The 16,725-nt window shown below is 37.6% G+C and carries 16 protein-coding genes; 15 read left to right on the top strand and 1 reads right to left on the bottom strand.

Annotation, left to right across the window (positions count from 1 at the left end; all coding sequences use genetic code 11):
• Positions 1-62 precede the first annotated feature (62 nt).
• Positions 63-1,268, bottom strand: a complete 1,206-nt coding sequence (locus Q0E20_RS08545; RefSeq protein WP_295998991.1) for an MFS transporter — start codon at positions 1,266-1,268, stop codon at positions 63-65.
• A 615-nt stretch (positions 1,269-1,883) separates the two neighbouring features.
• Here Q0E20_RS08545 and rplM point away from each other — a divergent pair.
• The 15 genes from rplM to ilvC all read left to right on the top strand — a co-directional run bounded on the left by rplM (position 1,884) and on the right by ilvC (position 16,623).
• Entirely contained in the window at positions 1,884-2,324 is a 441-nt protein-coding gene (gene rplM, locus Q0E20_RS08540) for a 50S ribosomal protein L13 (protein WP_005381375.1), read from the top strand.
• A gap of 20 nt (positions 2,325-2,344) precedes the next feature.
• On the top strand, positions 2,345-2,737 hold the full coding sequence (gene rpsI, locus Q0E20_RS08535; RefSeq protein ID WP_004695188.1) for a 30S ribosomal protein S9: 393 nt from the start codon (positions 2,345-2,347) through the stop codon (positions 2,735-2,737).
• Positions 2,738-3,078: 341 nt separating this feature from the next.
• On the top strand, positions 3,079-4,614 hold the full coding sequence (locus Q0E20_RS08530) for a glycine betaine ABC transporter substrate-binding protein (protein ID WP_366509652.1): 1,536 nt from the start codon (positions 3,079-3,081) through the stop codon (positions 4,612-4,614).
• A 134-nt stretch (positions 4,615-4,748) separates the two neighbouring features.
• Positions 4,749-5,534 (top strand): enoyl-CoA hydratase, encoded by a 786-nt coding sequence (locus tag Q0E20_RS08525; RefSeq protein WP_295998986.1) that lies wholly within the window; start codon positions 4,749-4,751, stop codon positions 5,532-5,534.
• Positions 5,535-5,708: 174 nt separating this feature from the next.
• Positions 5,709-6,464: a 6-phosphogluconolactonase gene (gene pgl, locus Q0E20_RS08520; protein ID WP_295998983.1), complete on the top strand. Its 756-nt coding sequence runs from the start codon at positions 5,709-5,711 to the stop codon at positions 6,462-6,464.
• 36 nt (positions 6,465-6,500) lie between these two features.
• Positions 6,501-6,743 (top strand): twin-arginine translocase TatA/TatE family subunit, encoded by a 243-nt coding sequence (locus Q0E20_RS08515; protein ID WP_005377864.1) that lies wholly within the window; start codon positions 6,501-6,503, stop codon positions 6,741-6,743.
• An 11-nt stretch (positions 6,744-6,754) separates the two neighbouring features.
• A complete protein-coding gene (locus Q0E20_RS08510) occupies positions 6,755-7,063 on the top strand; it encodes a heavy-metal-associated domain-containing protein (protein ID WP_295998980.1) in 309 nt (102 codons plus the stop codon).
• Positions 7,064-7,130: 67 nt separating this feature from the next.
• Positions 7,131-7,574, top strand: a complete 444-nt coding sequence (locus Q0E20_RS08505) for a cupin domain-containing protein (RefSeq protein ID WP_295998978.1) — start codon at positions 7,131-7,133, stop codon at positions 7,572-7,574.
• Positions 7,571-8,974, top strand: coding sequence for a DASS family sodium-coupled anion symporter (locus Q0E20_RS08500; protein WP_295998975.1), 1,404 nt, complete (start codon positions 7,571-7,573; stop codon positions 8,972-8,974). Before Q0E20_RS08505 ends, Q0E20_RS08500 begins: the two co-directional genes overlap by 4 nt.
• Positions 8,975-9,484: 510 nt before the next feature.
• Positions 9,485-11,155, top strand: coding sequence for a dihydroxy-acid dehydratase (gene ilvD, locus Q0E20_RS08495; protein WP_295998973.1), 1,671 nt, complete (start codon positions 9,485-9,487; stop codon positions 11,153-11,155).
• A gap of 39 nt (positions 11,156-11,194) precedes the next feature.
• A complete protein-coding gene (ilvA, locus tag Q0E20_RS08490; protein ID WP_295998970.1) occupies positions 11,195-12,418 on the top strand; it encodes a threonine ammonia-lyase in 1,224 nt (407 codons plus the stop codon).
• 17 nt (positions 12,419-12,435) lie between these two features.
• A complete protein-coding gene (ilvB, locus tag Q0E20_RS08485; protein ID WP_295998967.1) occupies positions 12,436-14,145 on the top strand; it encodes a biosynthetic-type acetolactate synthase large subunit in 1,710 nt (569 codons plus the stop codon).
• 1 nt (position 14,146) lies between these two features.
• The gene (ilvN, locus tag Q0E20_RS08480; protein WP_295998962.1) at positions 14,147-14,635 is read left to right on the top strand and encodes an acetolactate synthase small subunit; all 489 of its coding nucleotides are present in this window, start codon (positions 14,147-14,149) and stop codon (positions 14,633-14,635) included.
• Between the two features lie 11 nt (positions 14,636-14,646).
• Complete coding sequence (locus tag Q0E20_RS08475) at positions 14,647-15,432, top strand: ABC transporter ATP-binding protein (RefSeq protein ID WP_295998960.1); 786 nt, start codon at positions 14,647-14,649, stop codon at positions 15,430-15,432.
• A 183-nt stretch (positions 15,433-15,615) separates the two neighbouring features.
• Entirely contained in the window at positions 15,616-16,623 is a 1,008-nt protein-coding gene (gene ilvC, locus Q0E20_RS08470) for a ketol-acid reductoisomerase (protein WP_295998957.1), read from the top strand.
• Positions 16,624-16,725 lie beyond the last annotated feature (102 nt).

The raw sequence follows: 16,725 nt of genomic DNA, 5'->3' as shown, positions 1-16,725 counted from the left end.
ATTTTTTATATATTATGTGTGTATTATTTATAAAAGGCTAAATCAAATAATTATTATAAAATCTATCTTTCTTGGTTTAATCGAGTATAGCCTATTATAATAACTGTGCTTATAATTATTCCTAGTCCACATATAAAAAATATATCATGTAGCGGTAATACATTTGCTAGGTTTGTAAATATTGTTATTGATAATATCGACCCAATAGAGAAGCCTGTACTTACAGAACCACTAGCCAATGTTAACTCTTCCTGTGAAAAAATAGATTGTATATATGCATGAACTAAAACAACGGCTGTAAATAATAATATTTCAGATATGCTATATAGAATATATAGTTGCTCAATTGTTTTTACATAGCCTATGCAAAAAATACTTCCTCCATATAGTATAAAAAGAGGGAACAAAATCTTTTTAAAACTCGTTGCTAAGTTAATGGTAAAATATTTAGCAAGAATTCCAAAAATAATGAATGATGCCAATCTAGAGATTGTTTGCGTATATCCATACTGACTATCAGTTAAATGTAAGATATCTTTAATAAATATTAATAGTAGAATAGGTATACACATATAAAATATTCTGGCTAATATACCCAAATAAACTATAAAATTAATTTTTTTATTTAGGAATAATAACTTATATCCTTTTAATAAAAGTTGAATACGATCATATATGCTTTCTCTAATAGTTTTTTTGGCGATAGTTGAGTGTGACTGTATTCTTACATTTTTATTTAAACGATAAAGTAGGTAGGCTGAAATAATATAAGTAATTGCATCAATAACGAATACCAGTGTTAAAGAGTAATTAATTATAACGCTAAATAGTAAGGAACCACTTATTAATGCAAAACGATTAATAGAACGGAGTAGTGCATTAAATTTGACTAGGTTATTTGTAATATTAGGTATAAAAGAAAGTCTAGCGATTCCTAAAATTTTATTATTAAAACCTATAAGAAAAGCTATGATATATACTAGATAAAGATTATCTATGAAAACAAAAATTGATAATATAAAACCCGAAACTATTTCAGGAACTACCATAGACCACATTAAGCCTTTTTCTTTTACAAGTATCCCTAAAAATGGGCCTAATAACATTCCAACTAATAATGTCGCTATCGTAACAGTCCCTGTATTAAAGGGGCTGTGGGTACTATTGAATATATATGTTATAAAGCCTAATGTTGTTGCGGTGCTTCCCATTGTTGAAAAAAATAGAGCACTATTTAAGAGAAACGAGTTTTTGTTTTCTAGATTCATACTATCATCTCCTAGGTTATAGAAGTACTGACATAATATGTATTATTTTATAAAATCTAAATTAAACCTTTACTAGTTTTGATATTATATATTCATAATTCTATATAAATATATAAATTTCCTGCACAATATAAAGTAATATGTAATATAAGTAGGTTTCTGCTCATGAAAGATAATAAAGGGGACTGTTTATTTTTATTATTTATACTGTAAATGAATTTATAGAATTAATCGGTCAACTCAAATTACTATATATTACATTAGACAGAGAAGTTCGTATTGCTTATGATGATTCGGATGATTATGTCCGTATTATATGTAAATCATATGGACAAATAAAAGTAGAAGCTCAATTAGGTGGCAGTTGGCGTGATAATTGGGTTAAGCTTGATCTAAATACTGATCAGATCGTATTGAATGATGTAATATAGTAGTGTAATTCTATATTAAAAAAATAATTTAATGACAATATATAAGTACTAAATTTTAATTGACACAAACCCATAAAATCTGTATACTATTTTGAGTAAGCTTTAGTCGTGTTTCCATTAGCCCCGGAAGCAAAGGACAAGCTGATTTTGGTAGAATTATGACGTTATTAGGAGGATATGCAGCATGAAAACTACATTTATGGCCAATCCGAACACAATCGAACGGAAATGGTATGTTGTTGACGCTGAAGGTAAAACTTTAGGACGCCTTGCTGCCGAAGTTGCAAAAGTTCTTCGGGGCAAAAATAAACCAACTTTCACACCACACGTAGACACTGGTGACCATGTGATCGTTGTAAACGCAGAAAAAATTCGCGTAACTGGTAAAAAATTGGAACAAAAGGAATACTTCCGTCACTCTGGTTACCCAGGTGGTTCCCGTTTCACTAAATTGTCCATGATGCTTGAAAAACAACCTGAACGTGTTGTTGAAATGGCAGTTCGTGGTATGCTTCCAAAAAACAAATTGGGTGCACAACAATACCGTAAGTTAAACGTATATGCTGGTCCTGAGCATCCACATGCAGCTCAAAAACCAGAAGTTTTAGAAATTTCCGTACGATAATCTAGAGGGAGGAACATATAATGGCAGTAGCACAATATTACGGCACTGGTCGTAGAAAATCTTCCGTTGCTAGAGTTCGTCTGGTACCGGGCACAGGTAAAATCACTGTTAACAAACGTGAACTTAATGATTATTTCGGTCGCCAAACTTTGGAATTGATCGTAAAACAACCTTTGAATTTGACTAACACCGTTGAACAATACGATGTTATCGCAACTGTAGCTGGTGGCGGTCCTTCCGGTCAAGCTGGTGCAATTCGTCACGGTATTTCCCGTGCGTTGTTGGACGTAGATGGCGAACTTCGTCAATCTTTGAAAAAAGCTGGCTTCTTGACTCGTGACCCACGTATGAAAGAACGTAAAAAATACGGTCTTAAGAAAGCCCGTAAAGCAAGCCAATTCTCCAAACGTTAATATTTGGAATACAGGTTATTACACCTGCAGACAATGTCTGCAGGTGTTTTTGGTTGTTTATAGTGTAGTAGTAATAATTATCTACCTTTGTATGATTGTATATTTGCTCTATGATGGATTCAGTGATGTTGAAATTAAAGAGTTTGAGTCATGCTTGAAGCGTATCTTGGATAATATGAAATCTAAGTATTATAAGTGATAGGAGATATTGTTATGGAATTGATGAAAGCTATTCAATATTGATATACTAAAACAATATGGTGTTGATCATATCGTGCTAGATGATGGTACTGTTACGTCGTTTAGAACGGAATGAAGTACAACTGCCAATCGGAGGCTGTATGATAAAAAATATATATCATTTATTAGTGGAGAATTGGAGTTTTTTCTCAGGTCTGTTATGGGAGCATATTAGCATAGCTTTGCTTTCCAGTGTAATTGCAATTATTCTAGGTGTAGTTGCAGGTGTTTTGCTTAATGAATATCGTCGAGCAGTTAATCCGACTATGATGGTTATTAATTTCTTGTATACCATACCATCCATATCCATGCTAGGCTTTTTGATTCCCTTTTCAGGAATTGGTAACGCAACGGCAGTGATTGCTTTAGTGATATATGCATTATTACCGATGGTGAGAAATACATATACTGGGTTAAGTGGTATTGACAAGGAAATGATTGAAGCGGCCACATCACTAGGATTATCTCGTGTACAACGTTTACTATATATTGAATTACCTTTAGCCTTTCCGGTAATCATGGTCGGTATACGAAATATGCTAGTTATGACTATAGCACTTACTGGGGTAGCATCTTTTATTGGTGCCGGAGGTCTTGGTGTAGCTATTTATCGAGGTATTACTACAAATAATACGACTATGACCGTAGCCGGTAGTTTATTAATTGCTTTTTTAGCATTGATTATGGATGGTGTGTTAAGCTTTTTTGAGAAAATCATACTATATAGAGGGCATTGCAAACGTACTTTTAAACGTATTGGTATTGTAGCTTCAATTGTGATACTTAGTGGTATTGGTGTGTTTATGTGGCCGTCGCAACAATCTGACGTAATTCATGTAGCTACAAAACCGATGACAGAACAGTTGATTTTGGGCGATATGCTGAAACTTCTTATTGAACAAGATACAGATTTAACTGTTGAAGTAACAGCCGGAGTCGGCGGAGGAACCTCCAATATTCAACCGGCCATGGAGTCCGGTCAATTCGATATCTATCCTGAATATACAGGCACCGGTTGGAATGCAGTACTAAAACGAGACACGCAATATAGTGAAGATTTATTTGATGAATTACAGAGCGCTTACGAGGATACATATCAATTTAAATGGGTCGGTATGTATGGTTTCAATAATACATATGGAATGGCTGTACGTAAGGATATAGCTAACAAATATAATTTAAAAACATATTCGGACTTAGCGAGGGTTTCGTCACAATTGATTTTAGGTGGGGAATATGATTTCTTTGGACGCCAAGATGGGTATTTGGGATTACAGCGAGTATATGGCATGGACTTTAAAGATACGAAGGATATGGATATAGGTTTGAAATATCAGGCTATTGAAAGCGGACATGTAGATGCTATGCCTATATTTACTACTGACGGTCAGTTGAGCCATGCGTCTATTGTTGTTCTTGAGGACGATAAACATTTATATCCTTCGTATGTATGTGGTAATGTCGTTAGAATGGATGTGCTAAAGAAGCATCCTGAGCTAGAAGCGGTATTGCTGAAATTGACACATACGATTACGGATCAGGATATGTCATATATGAACTATGAGGTGGAATCAGAAGGACAGAAACCTCATGATGTTGCTGAGCGATACTTACGCACCAAAGGTTTGTTATACTAACGTGGGTTGCTAAAGGGTATATAGTATTGTTTTGTGATTATAAGATTACATTTACATCTATATTTAATTCCCCTATAATAGAAATATATAATCGAATTTTTTCGAAAAAGTGATTTTCATATAGGAGAATTTACATGATATATAATACAATTCAGTATGTTGTTGACAACGGCATCGGTACCTTGACGTTTAATCGTCCAAAAGTAGCAAATGGTTTTAACATTGAGATGTGTAAAGAGATTCTTGAGGTTTTAGATAGAGCACATAATGATGAAAGTGTTCGTGCATTACTTATCAATGCAGAAGGCAAGGTATTCTCTGCCGGTGGCGATTTAACAGAAATGGAACGTGCTGTAAACGATGGTGATACAGAGTCTCTGTTTGAAATCGTAGAATTAGTAGCTCAAATTTCTATGGCTATGAAACGCTTGCCAAAGCCCGTTATCATGAGCCTTCAAGGTGCTGCAGCAGGTGCAGCATTTAACATGGCGTTGGCTGCCGATTTTGTTGTAGCTGCTAATAATGTGCGTTTTATTCAAGCCTTCGTAAACGTAGGACTTGCACCTGATGCAGGCGGTTTGTTTTTATTGACTCGATCTATTGGTATGAACCGTGCTATGCATATTGTTATGACTGGTGAAGCAGTTTCTGCTGAAAAAGGTAAAGAGCTTGGCTTTGTATATAAAGTTTGTGAATTGGAAGATTTAGAAACCACGACAAAACGTCTTGTTGATAAATTAGCAAAAGGACCGGCGAAATCGTACCGTGTTATGAAGGAAATGATGTGGCGTAGCTTTTTGGTAGGTTGGGAAGAGTATAAAAATTTTGAAGTAGAGAATCAATGTTCTTTGGGCCTTTCAGAAGACTTTAAAGAAGGAGTTCTTGCTTTTACAGAACGTCGCCGTCCTAAATTTGGTTAATAGTCGTATTTGAGGCAATCAACTGTACTAAATATTACGTAAATTATAATACAATATGTATATAATAAGAACCGATATGACACATATAGTGTGTTATATCGGTTTTTTCTTTCATTACATTGACAAAACGTTTATAATAGAATTGTTGAAATAGTTTTAGGAGGTCCATATTTTATGGCTCAAGATACAATTAAATGTTATGATGGTCCTAGCGAGGTCATCACTGCATTGGCTGAGGATTTTATTGCTTTCACCAATGAGGAAATTAGCCGTACCGAGACATGCGTGGTTGGTATTACTGGTGGCACGGTTATCAATGGCTTGCTGGAGGTTTTGAACTCTCCTGAATATATTGAGCGTGTTAACTGGGAACGGATATTTTTTATTTGGACAGATGAACGATTTTTGCCTCAGTCTCATGAGGATAATTATTTTAGCCGTGTAAAACCTTCCTTGTTATGTAAAGCTAAGGGAGCAGCTCATTTTTTGCCTATTAATACGAACTCTAAAACCGTTATAGAGGTGGCTGAGGAATATGAAAAAGAGGTAGGGACTGTTCTTAAGGCTTGTAAAAAATCTGGTCTTGATTTAGCAATTTTAGATCTTGGGGAGGACGGTCATACAGCAGGTCTTTTTGCTGGTTCGCACGCCCTGCGGGTAGCAGATCGAAATGTTGTGCCTGTTGAGGATGGCAAGGTATGGGAACGCATTTCTATGACATTTTCATTTTTAGCAAAAACAGATGTTGTTTGGTTCACTGTGACTGGTGAAAGCAAACGTACTGCGCTTACAAAGGTCTTGTATCAACGTGAGGATTATGAGGATACTGCATGGGATAAGCGTATTGGTCGCGTATTGCCAGGGGCTGTGCTCTCACAAGAAAATATGACGTGGTATGTGGACAAAGAGGCATATAATGATGTACACTGATGGATATAGTATTAAGTAAATATAAAGGAGATACATATGGGGTCTATAGGAACACCTGAATTAATAGTTATTTTAGTGATTGCTCTAGTTATCTTCGGACCTGGTAAATTACCTGAAGTCGGTAAAGCGATTGGTAAGGGTATCAACGAATTTAAAGATGCTCTTTCCGGCCCAAAGAAAGCTGTCGATGAAACAAAGGAAGCCGTTAAATCTGCTACCACTATCGATGTGACAGCTGGGGCTAAAAATGATGAAAAACATAAGGAAGCTAATGATTAGGAGGTACTACTATGTGTAAAGATTGCGGTTGTGGTGAAGATAATGGCGTTGTAACAAAGGTATTCACTGTACCTGGTATGATGTGTAATAATTGTAAGGAAACAGTAGAAGGTGCTACATTAGGCCTAGATGGCGTACTTAGCTCCGAAGTTGATTTGCCAAATAAAACGGCTACTGTATCTTTTGATCCAGCAAAGGTATCTGTTGAAACGATTACAACAGCCATTGAAAGAACAGGATTTGATGTAGAATCCGTTGCGGATGGAGTACATAAACATAGTCATGGGTTATTAGGTACCATTAAACGTCTTTTTAAATAGTCGAATCCATAGAGCTGTATTGAAACATTGTTTCGATACAGCCCTTTTTATATCGTGAGGTGATGAAATGATACGCAAATTTGATGCAGAAAATTTCAAGTGGGATGGTGTCGATACATTGGTGTATAAACAAGATGGTAGTCCTTTTAAGGATGTAACACGCCAAGTGCTATATGATGGGGCTCATGATATTCCTTGTCAATTTCGTTATTTTGAATGTTTGCCCGGGGGCTACTCTACGTTAGAGTATCATGAGCATACACATATGGTTATGATTGGCCGCGGTAAGGGGCAGGTATTACTAGGTGATGAAATTTATGATGTAGCACAAGGGGACTTTATTGAAATCCCAGGCAATACAATTCATCAATTTAGAGCTAATAAGGGCGACTATATAGGATTTTTCTGCCTTGTTAATAAAGACCGAGATAAGGTTAAATTATTGACTGATGAACAAATGGAGACATTGCGTCAAAAACCTAAGATTAAGGAATTTTTGGAGGGACTATGAGTACATGGACACGAGCGGCCTTAACCGTTTTGATTGGCCTGATTATTTGGTTTTTGCCTCATACAGAGGCGATTAAGCCTGAAGGTTGGCATTTGTTGGCTATCTTTACGGCTACCATTGTTGGTTTTATTTTGCGCCCTTGGCCGACGGGGATTATGGCACTCTTTGGCATTGTTGCTGCTGTGGCAACGAGCTCTATTACGATGGTGCAAGCTTTGGGTGGCTATGCAGAGGCTAATGTGTGGCTTATCGTAGCAGCCGTATTCTTTTCTAGAGGTATTATTAATTCCGGCCTCGGTAAACGTATCGCGTACACTTTGATCCGTGCATTTGGTACTAGTTCTTTAAAGTTAGCCTATGCATTGGCTTGTACGGATTTGATTATTTCTCCTGCAACACCATCTAACACGGCTCGTGGGGGCGGTATTATATTCCCAATCGTACAAAATATTTCTCTTGCCTTTGACTCTGAGCCTCATGGCAATACGGCGCGTCGCATTGGAGGGTACTTGATGACGACGGCCCATACCATTAATACGATTACAGTAACCATATTTTTGACTGCTTGTAGTGGTAATCTATTAATCACCTCCTTAGGTGCGAAATTATTTGGTTATGATATTTCTTGGTGGGAATGGTTTCAAGCAGGTGTCATCCCTGGAGTAATCTGTATGATTTTGATGCCATGGTTTATCTATAAGATTTATCCACCAGAAATAAAAGAAACTCCTCAAGCGGCTGAGATGGCACAAAAGGAATTAAATGCGCTTGGTCCGATTACGAAGGCTGAAATCTCTGTGGCCATCATTTTTATCCTTTGCATTTTGCTTTGGGCTACGGCGATTTGGACGAAGTTACATCCTACAGTAGTTGCAATGATGGGCGTTCTTGCTTGTGTTGTAACGGGCTCCCTTACATGGGAAGATATTTTAGGTGAACGCACAGGTTGGGATATCCTCATTTGGATGGGGACTCTCGTAGGTATGGCTGGTTTACTTGGTAAGCTTGGCGTAGTGGCTGTCTTTGCTAATTTTGTAAGTCAACATCTTGTAGGCATCGATTGGTTCTGGGCATCTTTTATCATCTCAGCAACCTTTGTATACTCTCAATATTTTTTTGCCAGTGGTACAGCTCGTATTACAGCATTATTCTCGGCCTTTGCAGCTATCTTAGTTGCTATGGGGGCACCAATTCCGTTTACTATCTTGCTCTTTGGTTTGATGAATAGCCCTGGCTGTACATTGACTCACTATAGTTCTGGTGTTACACCAATCTTCTTCGGCGCTGGCTATGTACCACAAGGTACATGGTGGCGCGTAGGACTTGCTATTTCCGTAGTAAGTTTTATGATTCACTTTTGGGCGGGCACATTTGGTATGTGGCTGTTCGGTATCTTATAATATCTTATATCCCTCGCTTTGGTGGGGGATTTTTTTCTAAGCATATAATTCATGCAAATATAGGGTTATAGTTATTTTGTATGGTAAACCTTATAAAAAAAATATAATAAATCTATAGAATATTTATTGCATGACACTATAGAACGTGTTATTATAGTCTTATCGTTACAGATAATTTTAGGAGGAAACATGTTCGGTTTAGTCATTAGCTTGTTGATTATCGCGCTGATCGTGATTATTAAAAACATTCGAATTATGAACAACAACTTAACACGTTTTTGTCTTGAAAGTTCCGCGAATGGTTTTATATACAATCAATAAGATTTGACTATATTGTTTCTTATTTGTATGTATTCCATGGGGTACATAGGTTTTTATGTATGTAGGAATTCTGTAAGCAAAAGGAATATCATTTGTAAACTTTTAAGACGGTTCTTTTGAATCGTCTTTTTTTTATTCATTGTGAAAGCCATCCAAGTGGATACTTTCAAAAGAAGTGAGGAGAATATCATGAGTTGTAGAAGTGACAATTTAAAAACAGGCGTAGCACGTGCACCACACAGATCTTTATTAAAAGCACTCGGTTTCGTAGATGAAGAATTAGGTAGACCAGTCATTGGTATTGCTAATTCCTTCAATGAAATTATTCCTGGTCATGTGGGCTTGAAAAATATTGTACAAGCCGTAAAAGATGGTATTCGCAACGCAGGTGGTGTACCAATCGAATTTAACACAATTGGTATTTGCGATGGTCTTGCAATGAATCATATCGGTATGAAATATTCTTTGGTAACACGTAATATTGTTGCTGATTCTATTGAAGCTACTGCTATGGCAACTCCATTCGATGCGATGGTATTTATTCCAAACTGCGATAAAATTGTACCAGGTATGTTGATTGCAGCAGCTCGTCTTAATATTCCTTCCGTATTTGTATCTGGTGGCGCTATGCTTGCTGGCGTACATAATGGCAAAAAAATTGGTTTGTCTGACGTATTCGAAGCAGTAGGCAAACATCAAACAGGTGAAATGGGCGATGCAGAATTAGCTGACATAGAAAATAGTGCATGTCCTACATGCGGTTCTTGTTCCGGTATGTATACTGCAAATACAATGAACTGCTTAACAGAAGCACTTGGTATGGGCCTTCCAGGAAATGGTACAATTCCAGCTGTATTCTCTGAACGTTTACGCCTTGCTAAACATGCAGGTATGCAAGCTGTGAAAGTGCTAGAAGCTAATCTTCGTCCAAAAGATATTATGACAAAAGAAGCTTTTGAAAATGCTGTTCGGCTTGATATGGCGTTGGGCGGATCCTCTAATACGGCACTTCATTTACCAGCTATCGCACATGAAGCCGGTATCGATTTAACACTTGATGATTTTGCACGCATCGCTCAAGAAATTCCTCAATTGTCTAAATTATCTCCATCTGGTAAATACTTCATCGAAGACTTGTACTATGCTGGTGGTGTATCCGCTGTATTGAAACGTTTGGCTGATAATGGTCATCTTAATACAGAATGTAAAACAGTAGCTCTTAAAACACAAGGTGAAATAGCAGATGTAGCTCATGTATATGACGAAGATGTAATTCATCCTTGGAATAATCCGGTTCATGAAACAGGTGGTATTGCCGTATTGAAAGGTAATCTTGCAGTAGACGGTTCTGTTGTAAAGGCTGGTGCTGTTGATGAAGAAATGCTTGTTCACTCTGGGCCAGCAAAAGTATTTGATAGCGAAGAAGATGCAGTAGAAGCTATTACGGGTGGTAAAATTGTAAAAGGCGATGTTGTGGTTATTCGCTATGAAGGTCCTAAAGGTGGTCCTGGTATGCGCGAAATGTTGACACCTACATCCATGATCGCTGGTATGGGGCTCGATAAAGATGTAGCATTGTTGACAGATGGTCGTTTCTCCGGTGCTACGCGTGGTGCATCCATCGGTCACGTATCTCCAGAAGCAGCTGCTGGTGGCACAATTGCTATTGTTCAAGATGGCGATATCATCAACATTGATATTCCTAACGGTAAATTAGAATTAGCTGTATCCGATGATGAAATTGCTCGTCGTATGGCTGCATTAAAACCATTCAAATCTAATGTAACTGGATACCTTAAAAAATATGCTCTTCATGTATCTTCTGCAGCACAAGGTGCGATTGAAATTTTAGAAGACTAATAGGAGAAGTATTGTTATTACTACAAGAATAGGTGTCTTATGCATAAATTATATGATTTTATGGAAGCCCGTGAACGGTTGAGCACGATTACGGTAAAAACTAAACTGCTTCATAGCGATGTGTTTTCTGATGAATGTGGCAATGATGTATATATCAAGCCAGAAAACTTACAAATTACGGGCTCCTTTAAGGTGCGCGGAGCATACAATAAAATTGCTAAATTGACGGAAGAGGAAAAGGCTCGTGGTGTTATTGCTGCGTCTGCCGGCAACCATGCACAAGGTGTAGCTCTTGCAGCTAAACGCCTTGGCATTAAGGCGACCATCGTCATGCCAAAACATACGCCTCTTATTAAGGTGAATGCTACAAAACAGTATGGCGCAGAGGTTGTATTATCTGGTGAGATTTATGACGAAGCGTACCAAAAGGCGATGGAATTGCAACAAGAACATGGCTATGTATTCGTCCATCCTTTTGATGATGAAGATGTTATCGAAGGCCAAGGGACTATTGCCCTCGAAGTTCTTGAAGAATTACCTGATGCGGATGTATTGCTCGTTCCTGTAGGGGGCGGTGGCATTGTATCCGGTATTGCAGCAGCTGCTAAGTTAAAAAATCCTAGTATCAAGGTAATCGGTGTAGAACCAGAAGGTGCTGCTAGTGCATTGTCTGCCCTTAAAGCAGGCAAACCAGTACCATTAGATGAAGTGGCTACTATTGCAGATGGTACAGCAGTACGTCTTATCGGTGATACTACACTAGACTATATCAAACAATATGTGGATGAAATTGTTACTGTATCTGACTACGAGTTGATGGAAGCTTTTTTGTTGCTTGTTGAAAAACATAAATTGGTAGCAGAAAATTCTGGTATTTTGCCTTTAGCAGGTCTTAAAAAGTTAAACTGTCGTGATAAAAAAGTCGTAGCTATCGTTAGCGGTGGTAATATTGATGTATTAACCATTTCGTCCATGATTAATAAAGGCCTTGTATTACGTGGGCGTATTTTTACATTCTCGGTAAATCTTCCAGATAAACCAGGTCAATTAGTTGCAGTATCTCAAATGTTAGCTGATGCGGACGCTAATGTTATCAAGCTTGATCATAATCAGTTTAAAAATCTAGATCGCTTCCATGAAGTGGAATTACAAGTAACTGTAGAAACAAATGGCGAAGAGCATATTCAAAGCATTATTGATACTTTTAAAAAGAATGGTTATACCATTAAACGTTTAAATTCCAGCGAGATTTTATCTGAGTAGCTGGTGAAAGGGTTCCTATGAGCGCAGAAACAATTAATGGGGCACGTATTGTCCTTGAAACATTGCATCGCCTTGGTGTAACTGACATGTTTGGATATCCAGGTGGCGCTGTTATTCCTATTTATGATGAAATTTATAGCTTCCCTGAAATTAAACATTATTTCGTACGTCACGAACAAGGTGCTGCTCATGCGGCCGATGGGTACGCTCGCGTATCTGGTAAAGTTGGTGTGTGCCTTGCTACATCTGGTCCAGGTGCCACTAATCTTGTAACTGGCATTATGACTGCTTATATGGATTCGGTTCCTATGGTAGCGATTACAGGACAGGTTGGCCGTCCTCTAATTGGTAAAGACTCTTTCCAAGAGGCGGATATTCAAGGTATTACGATGCCTATTACAAAGCATAATTATCTTGTTCAAGATATTCACGATTTACCTCGGATTATTAAGGAAGCGTATTTTATTGCTGGTACAGGTCGTCCTGGCCCTGTATTGATTGATATTCCTAAGGATATTCAAACTGAAAAAATATCCATGGCAGAATACAATAAATTATTTGATGTACCAATTCATCTTGAAGGCTATGATCCTACGTATAAAGGCCACCAAGGTCAAATTAAAAAAGCGGCCACACTTATTAAGAATGCTAAACGTCCTTTAATTATTGCTGGTGCAGGTGTTTTAAAATCTGGTGCTATGGCAGAACTTAAGGAATTGGCTGAAAAAGCACAGATTCCTGTAGCTAATACCCTTGTAGGCCTTGGTGGGTTCCCTGGCAATCATGAACTAGCTCTTGGTATGGTAGGAATGCACGGTTCGGTAGCTGCCAATAATTGTACGGAAGAGGCGGATCTTGTGATTGCTGCTGGCATTCGTTTCCATGACCGGATTACAGGGCATCCTGATTTTTTCTGTAAAAAAGCAAAAATCATTCATATCGACATCGATCCTGCTGAAATCGATAAAAACGTTACTATTAACGTACCAATCGTAGGTGATTTAAAACGAGTTTTATCCGAACTTAATACCCTTGTGGACTCTACACAGCATGAAGCGTGGATTGAACAAATCCGTGAATGGCAACAGGAATACCCTATGGTTATTCCTAAATCGACACATGGCGAATTACATCCGCAATATGTATTATCTGAACTTAATAAAATTGCTGAACAAGATGCTATTATTGTCACTGATGTAGGTCAACATCAAATGTGGGCAGCACAATTTTTAACACATAAAGCTCCACATACGATTGTAACTTCCGGTGGTGCTGGTACGATGGGTTATGGTTTGCCAGCTGCAATTGGCGCTCAGGTCGGAGCACCAAATAAACAAGTTATTCTTGTTGTTGGTGATGGTGGATTCCAAATGACTTGCGAAGAGCTCATGATGGTACGTCAGTATAATTTACCAATAAAAATTGTAATTATTAATAATGGTTATCTTGGCATGGTTCGTCAATGGCAAGAAATCTTTAATAATCGACGTTATTCGTATGTAGATTTAGACGTGAGTCCGGATTTCTTAAAGTTGGCTGATGCATTCGACTTAAAAGCGGCTCGTCTTGATTCCGTTGAAACGTTTAATAAGGATTTTAAATCGTATATTACGTCTGATGAAAGTATTGTACTAGATTGTCGCGTTGAGCGTGAGGATAATGTTTTACCTATGATTCCAGCAGGTGGTACTGTTAGTGGTATGATGGGCAAGAAAGGGGTGCTATAAAATGGCTAAGGAACATCAAGTGTTGGTGATTGCCAAAAATACGGCAGGTATTGGTGCACGTATCTTAGCACTCTTTAATCGTCGTGGTTTTAATGTTACTAAAATGACGTCTGGCGTTACTAATAAGCCAGGTTATGCACGTATTACACTTACTGTAGAAGCTGATGATCGAGCTCTTGATCAAATTCAGAAGCAAATTTATAAGCTTATTGACGTGGTTAAGGTAAAAGTATTTGATGACCATGATGTAGTTTGTCGTGAGCTAATGCTTATCAAGGTAAAAGCAACCTCTACTACTCGCTCTCAAATTGTCCAAATCGCCGATGTATACCGTGGCAATGTACTTGATATTTCTCCTACCTCTATGATTATAGAAGTCATCGGTAGTGATGATAAACTACGTGGTTTCGTACAAATTATGGAAACCTATGGTATCCTTGAAATAGCTAAAACAGGTATTACTGCTATGAGTCGTGGAGAAAAAATGTAGGAGATGATTGTGTGAGTAGTGAAGTACTACATTATGAAGATGTCAAGTTTCGTCGTGATGGTCGAGAAATCCTAAAAGGCGTAGATTGGCATGTGGAAGAAGGTGAAAACTGGGCATTATTAGGCCTTAATGGGGCTGGTAAATCGACAATGCTCAGTATGATTCCTGCTTATCAAATCCCTACAACTGGTCTATTGCGAGTATTTGGTCATGAATTTGGTAAATATGCATGGGTAAAGATTAAAAATCGTTTAGGCTTTGTAAGTGCTACATTAGGTCAATTTCAATCTACATTGGATCGACAATTGGTAGAAAATGTTGTTTTGTCTGGTGCATTTAATACTATTGGCGTGTATAAAGATGTTACAGATGAACAACGCAAGAAGGCATCTGAATTAATGGCAGAGTTTAAAATTTCCTATTTGGAAGGTCATAAATTCTCAACCTTGTCCGTTGGTGAACAACGACGTGTATTATTGGCCCGGGCTATCATGGCAAATCCAGATTTGCTCATATTGGATGAGCCTTGTTCTGGACTTGATTTGCCTGCTCGTGAGCAATTTTTAAAAACCGTAGAGAGCATGGCACGGGATGAGAAAAAGCCATTTATTTATGTTTCTCATCAAATTGAAGAAATTATGCCTAGTATTACACATGTGGCGATTATCAAAGATGGACTTATTGTTTATAAAGGCAGGAAGGAAGATATCTTAACTGATGATATTCTAACTGATGTATTTGGAATTGATGTATCCGTTGTATGGGAACATAATCGCCCTTGGGTCATCGTTAAATAAGGTATGAAATTATCAGAATTCATATTTTTTTAATACAAAAAGGGTACAAATTTAGTTGTGAATTAGTCTATTTGACTATTCGATAAATTACGATATACACTGGAAACCTTGCAATTATTTGCAAGATTGTGTACAGTATATATATTAGATATTCTATTGAATATAAATTGGAGGTTGTCTAACATGGCAGGTAAAATTTTAGGTACAACAGTTTACTATGATGAAGATTGCAATTTAAGTAAATTGGAAGGCAAAAAAATTACAGTTTTAGGTTACGGTTCTCAAGGTCATGCTCATGCATTAAACTTGAAAGAAAATGGTTTTGACGTAACTATCGGTCTTCGTGCTGGTTCTAAAAGTTGGGCAGTAGCTGAAGAAGCAGGTCTTCCTGTAAAAGAAACTGCAGAAGCTGTTAAAGGCGCAGACATCGTTATGGTATTGATTCCAGACGAATTACAAGCAGATGTTTATGCAAAAGATATCGCTCCTAATTTGAAACAAGGTGCATACTTAGCATTTGCTCATGGTTTTAACATTCACTTCGGTAAAATCGTTCCTCGTGAAGATATCAACGTATTCATGGTAGCTCCTAAAGGCCCTGGTCACTTAGTACGTCGTACATACCAAGAAGGTTCCGGTGTTCCTTGCTTGTATGCCGTAGAAAAAGACCCATCTGGTGATACTGAAGAAGTAGCATTAGCTTGGACTTGCGGTATCGGCGGCGGTCGTGCAGGTATTTTGGAAACTAATTTCAAATCTGAAACAGAAACTGACTTGTTCGGTGAACAAGCTGTATTGTGTGGTGGTTTGACTGCATTGATTCAAACTGGTTTTGAAGTGTTAACTGAAGCTGGTTATGAACCTGTAAACGCTTACTTCGAATGTTTACATGAAATGAAATTGATTGTAGACCTTATTTACGAAGGTGGTTTCCAAAAAATGCGTAACTCCATTTCTAACACAGCAGAATATGGTGACTACTATGCAGGTCCTCGCGTAATTACTCCAGCAGTAAAAGAAGCTATGAAACAAATCTTAGCTGATATTCAATCTGGTAAATTTGCTGATGAATTCTTGGCTGATTCCAAAAATGGTCAAAAATTCCTTAAAGAACATCGCGAAGCAGCAGCTGTTCATCCAATCGAACCAGTTGGTGCAGAACTTCGCAACTTGATGAGCTGGTTGAAATAAGAGTCTTACATAGGTAATCTCTTATAAAGGGCTTATAGGACAAAAAGTGTGTGTGAAAACCCTTATAACACTAGATATTTACTAGTGTTATAAGGGTTTAAT

It is taken from the genome of uncultured Veillonella sp. (assembly GCF_934230905.1).
Classification (GTDB): Bacteria; Bacillota; Negativicutes; order Veillonellales; family Veillonellaceae; genus Veillonella.
Note: the sequence above shows the minus strand (reverse complement) of the source record. Positions and strands in the feature narration are given on the sequence as shown.

Excerpts from the sequence above, each read along its gene's own strand:
- Q0E20_RS08515 (WP_005377864.1), top strand. The coding sequence starts at position 6,501 with ATGGGGTCTATAGGAACACCTGAATTAATAGTTATTTTAGTGATTGCT.
- Q0E20_RS08545 (WP_295998991.1), bottom strand. The coding sequence starts at position 1,268 with ATGAATCTAGAAAACAAAAACTCGTTTCTCTTAAATAGTGCTCTATTT.
- Q0E20_RS08500 (WP_295998975.1), top strand. The coding sequence starts at position 7,571 with ATGAGTACATGGACACGAGCGGCCTTAACCGTTTTGATTGGCCTGATT.
- Q0E20_RS08530 (WP_366509652.1), top strand. The coding sequence starts at position 3,079 with ATGATAAAAAATATATATCATTTATTAGTGGAGAATTGGAGTTTTTTC.
- Q0E20_RS08525 (WP_295998986.1), top strand. The coding sequence starts at position 4,749 with ATGATATATAATACAATTCAGTATGTTGTTGACAACGGCATCGGTACC.
- Q0E20_RS08510 (WP_295998980.1), top strand. The coding sequence starts at position 6,755 with ATGTGTAAAGATTGCGGTTGTGGTGAAGATAATGGCGTTGTAACAAAG.
- ilvN (WP_295998962.1), top strand. The coding sequence starts at position 14,147 with ATGGCTAAGGAACATCAAGTGTTGGTGATTGCCAAAAATACGGCAGGT.
- ilvB (WP_295998967.1), top strand. The coding sequence starts at position 12,436 with ATGAGCGCAGAAACAATTAATGGGGCACGTATTGTCCTTGAAACATTG.
- Q0E20_RS08505 (WP_295998978.1), top strand. The coding sequence starts at position 7,131 with ATGATACGCAAATTTGATGCAGAAAATTTCAAGTGGGATGGTGTCGAT.
- rpsI (WP_004695188.1), top strand. The coding sequence starts at position 2,345 with ATGGCAGTAGCACAATATTACGGCACTGGTCGTAGAAAATCTTCCGTT.
- ilvD (WP_295998973.1), top strand. The coding sequence starts at position 9,485 with ATGAGTTGTAGAAGTGACAATTTAAAAACAGGCGTAGCACGTGCACCA.
- ilvA (WP_295998970.1), top strand. The coding sequence starts at position 11,195 with ATGCATAAATTATATGATTTTATGGAAGCCCGTGAACGGTTGAGCACG.
- rplM (WP_005381375.1), top strand. The coding sequence starts at position 1,884 with ATGAAAACTACATTTATGGCCAATCCGAACACAATCGAACGGAAATGG.
- ilvC (WP_295998957.1), top strand. The coding sequence starts at position 15,616 with ATGGCAGGTAAAATTTTAGGTACAACAGTTTACTATGATGAAGATTGC.
- pgl (WP_295998983.1), top strand. The coding sequence starts at position 5,709 with ATGGCTCAAGATACAATTAAATGTTATGATGGTCCTAGCGAGGTCATC.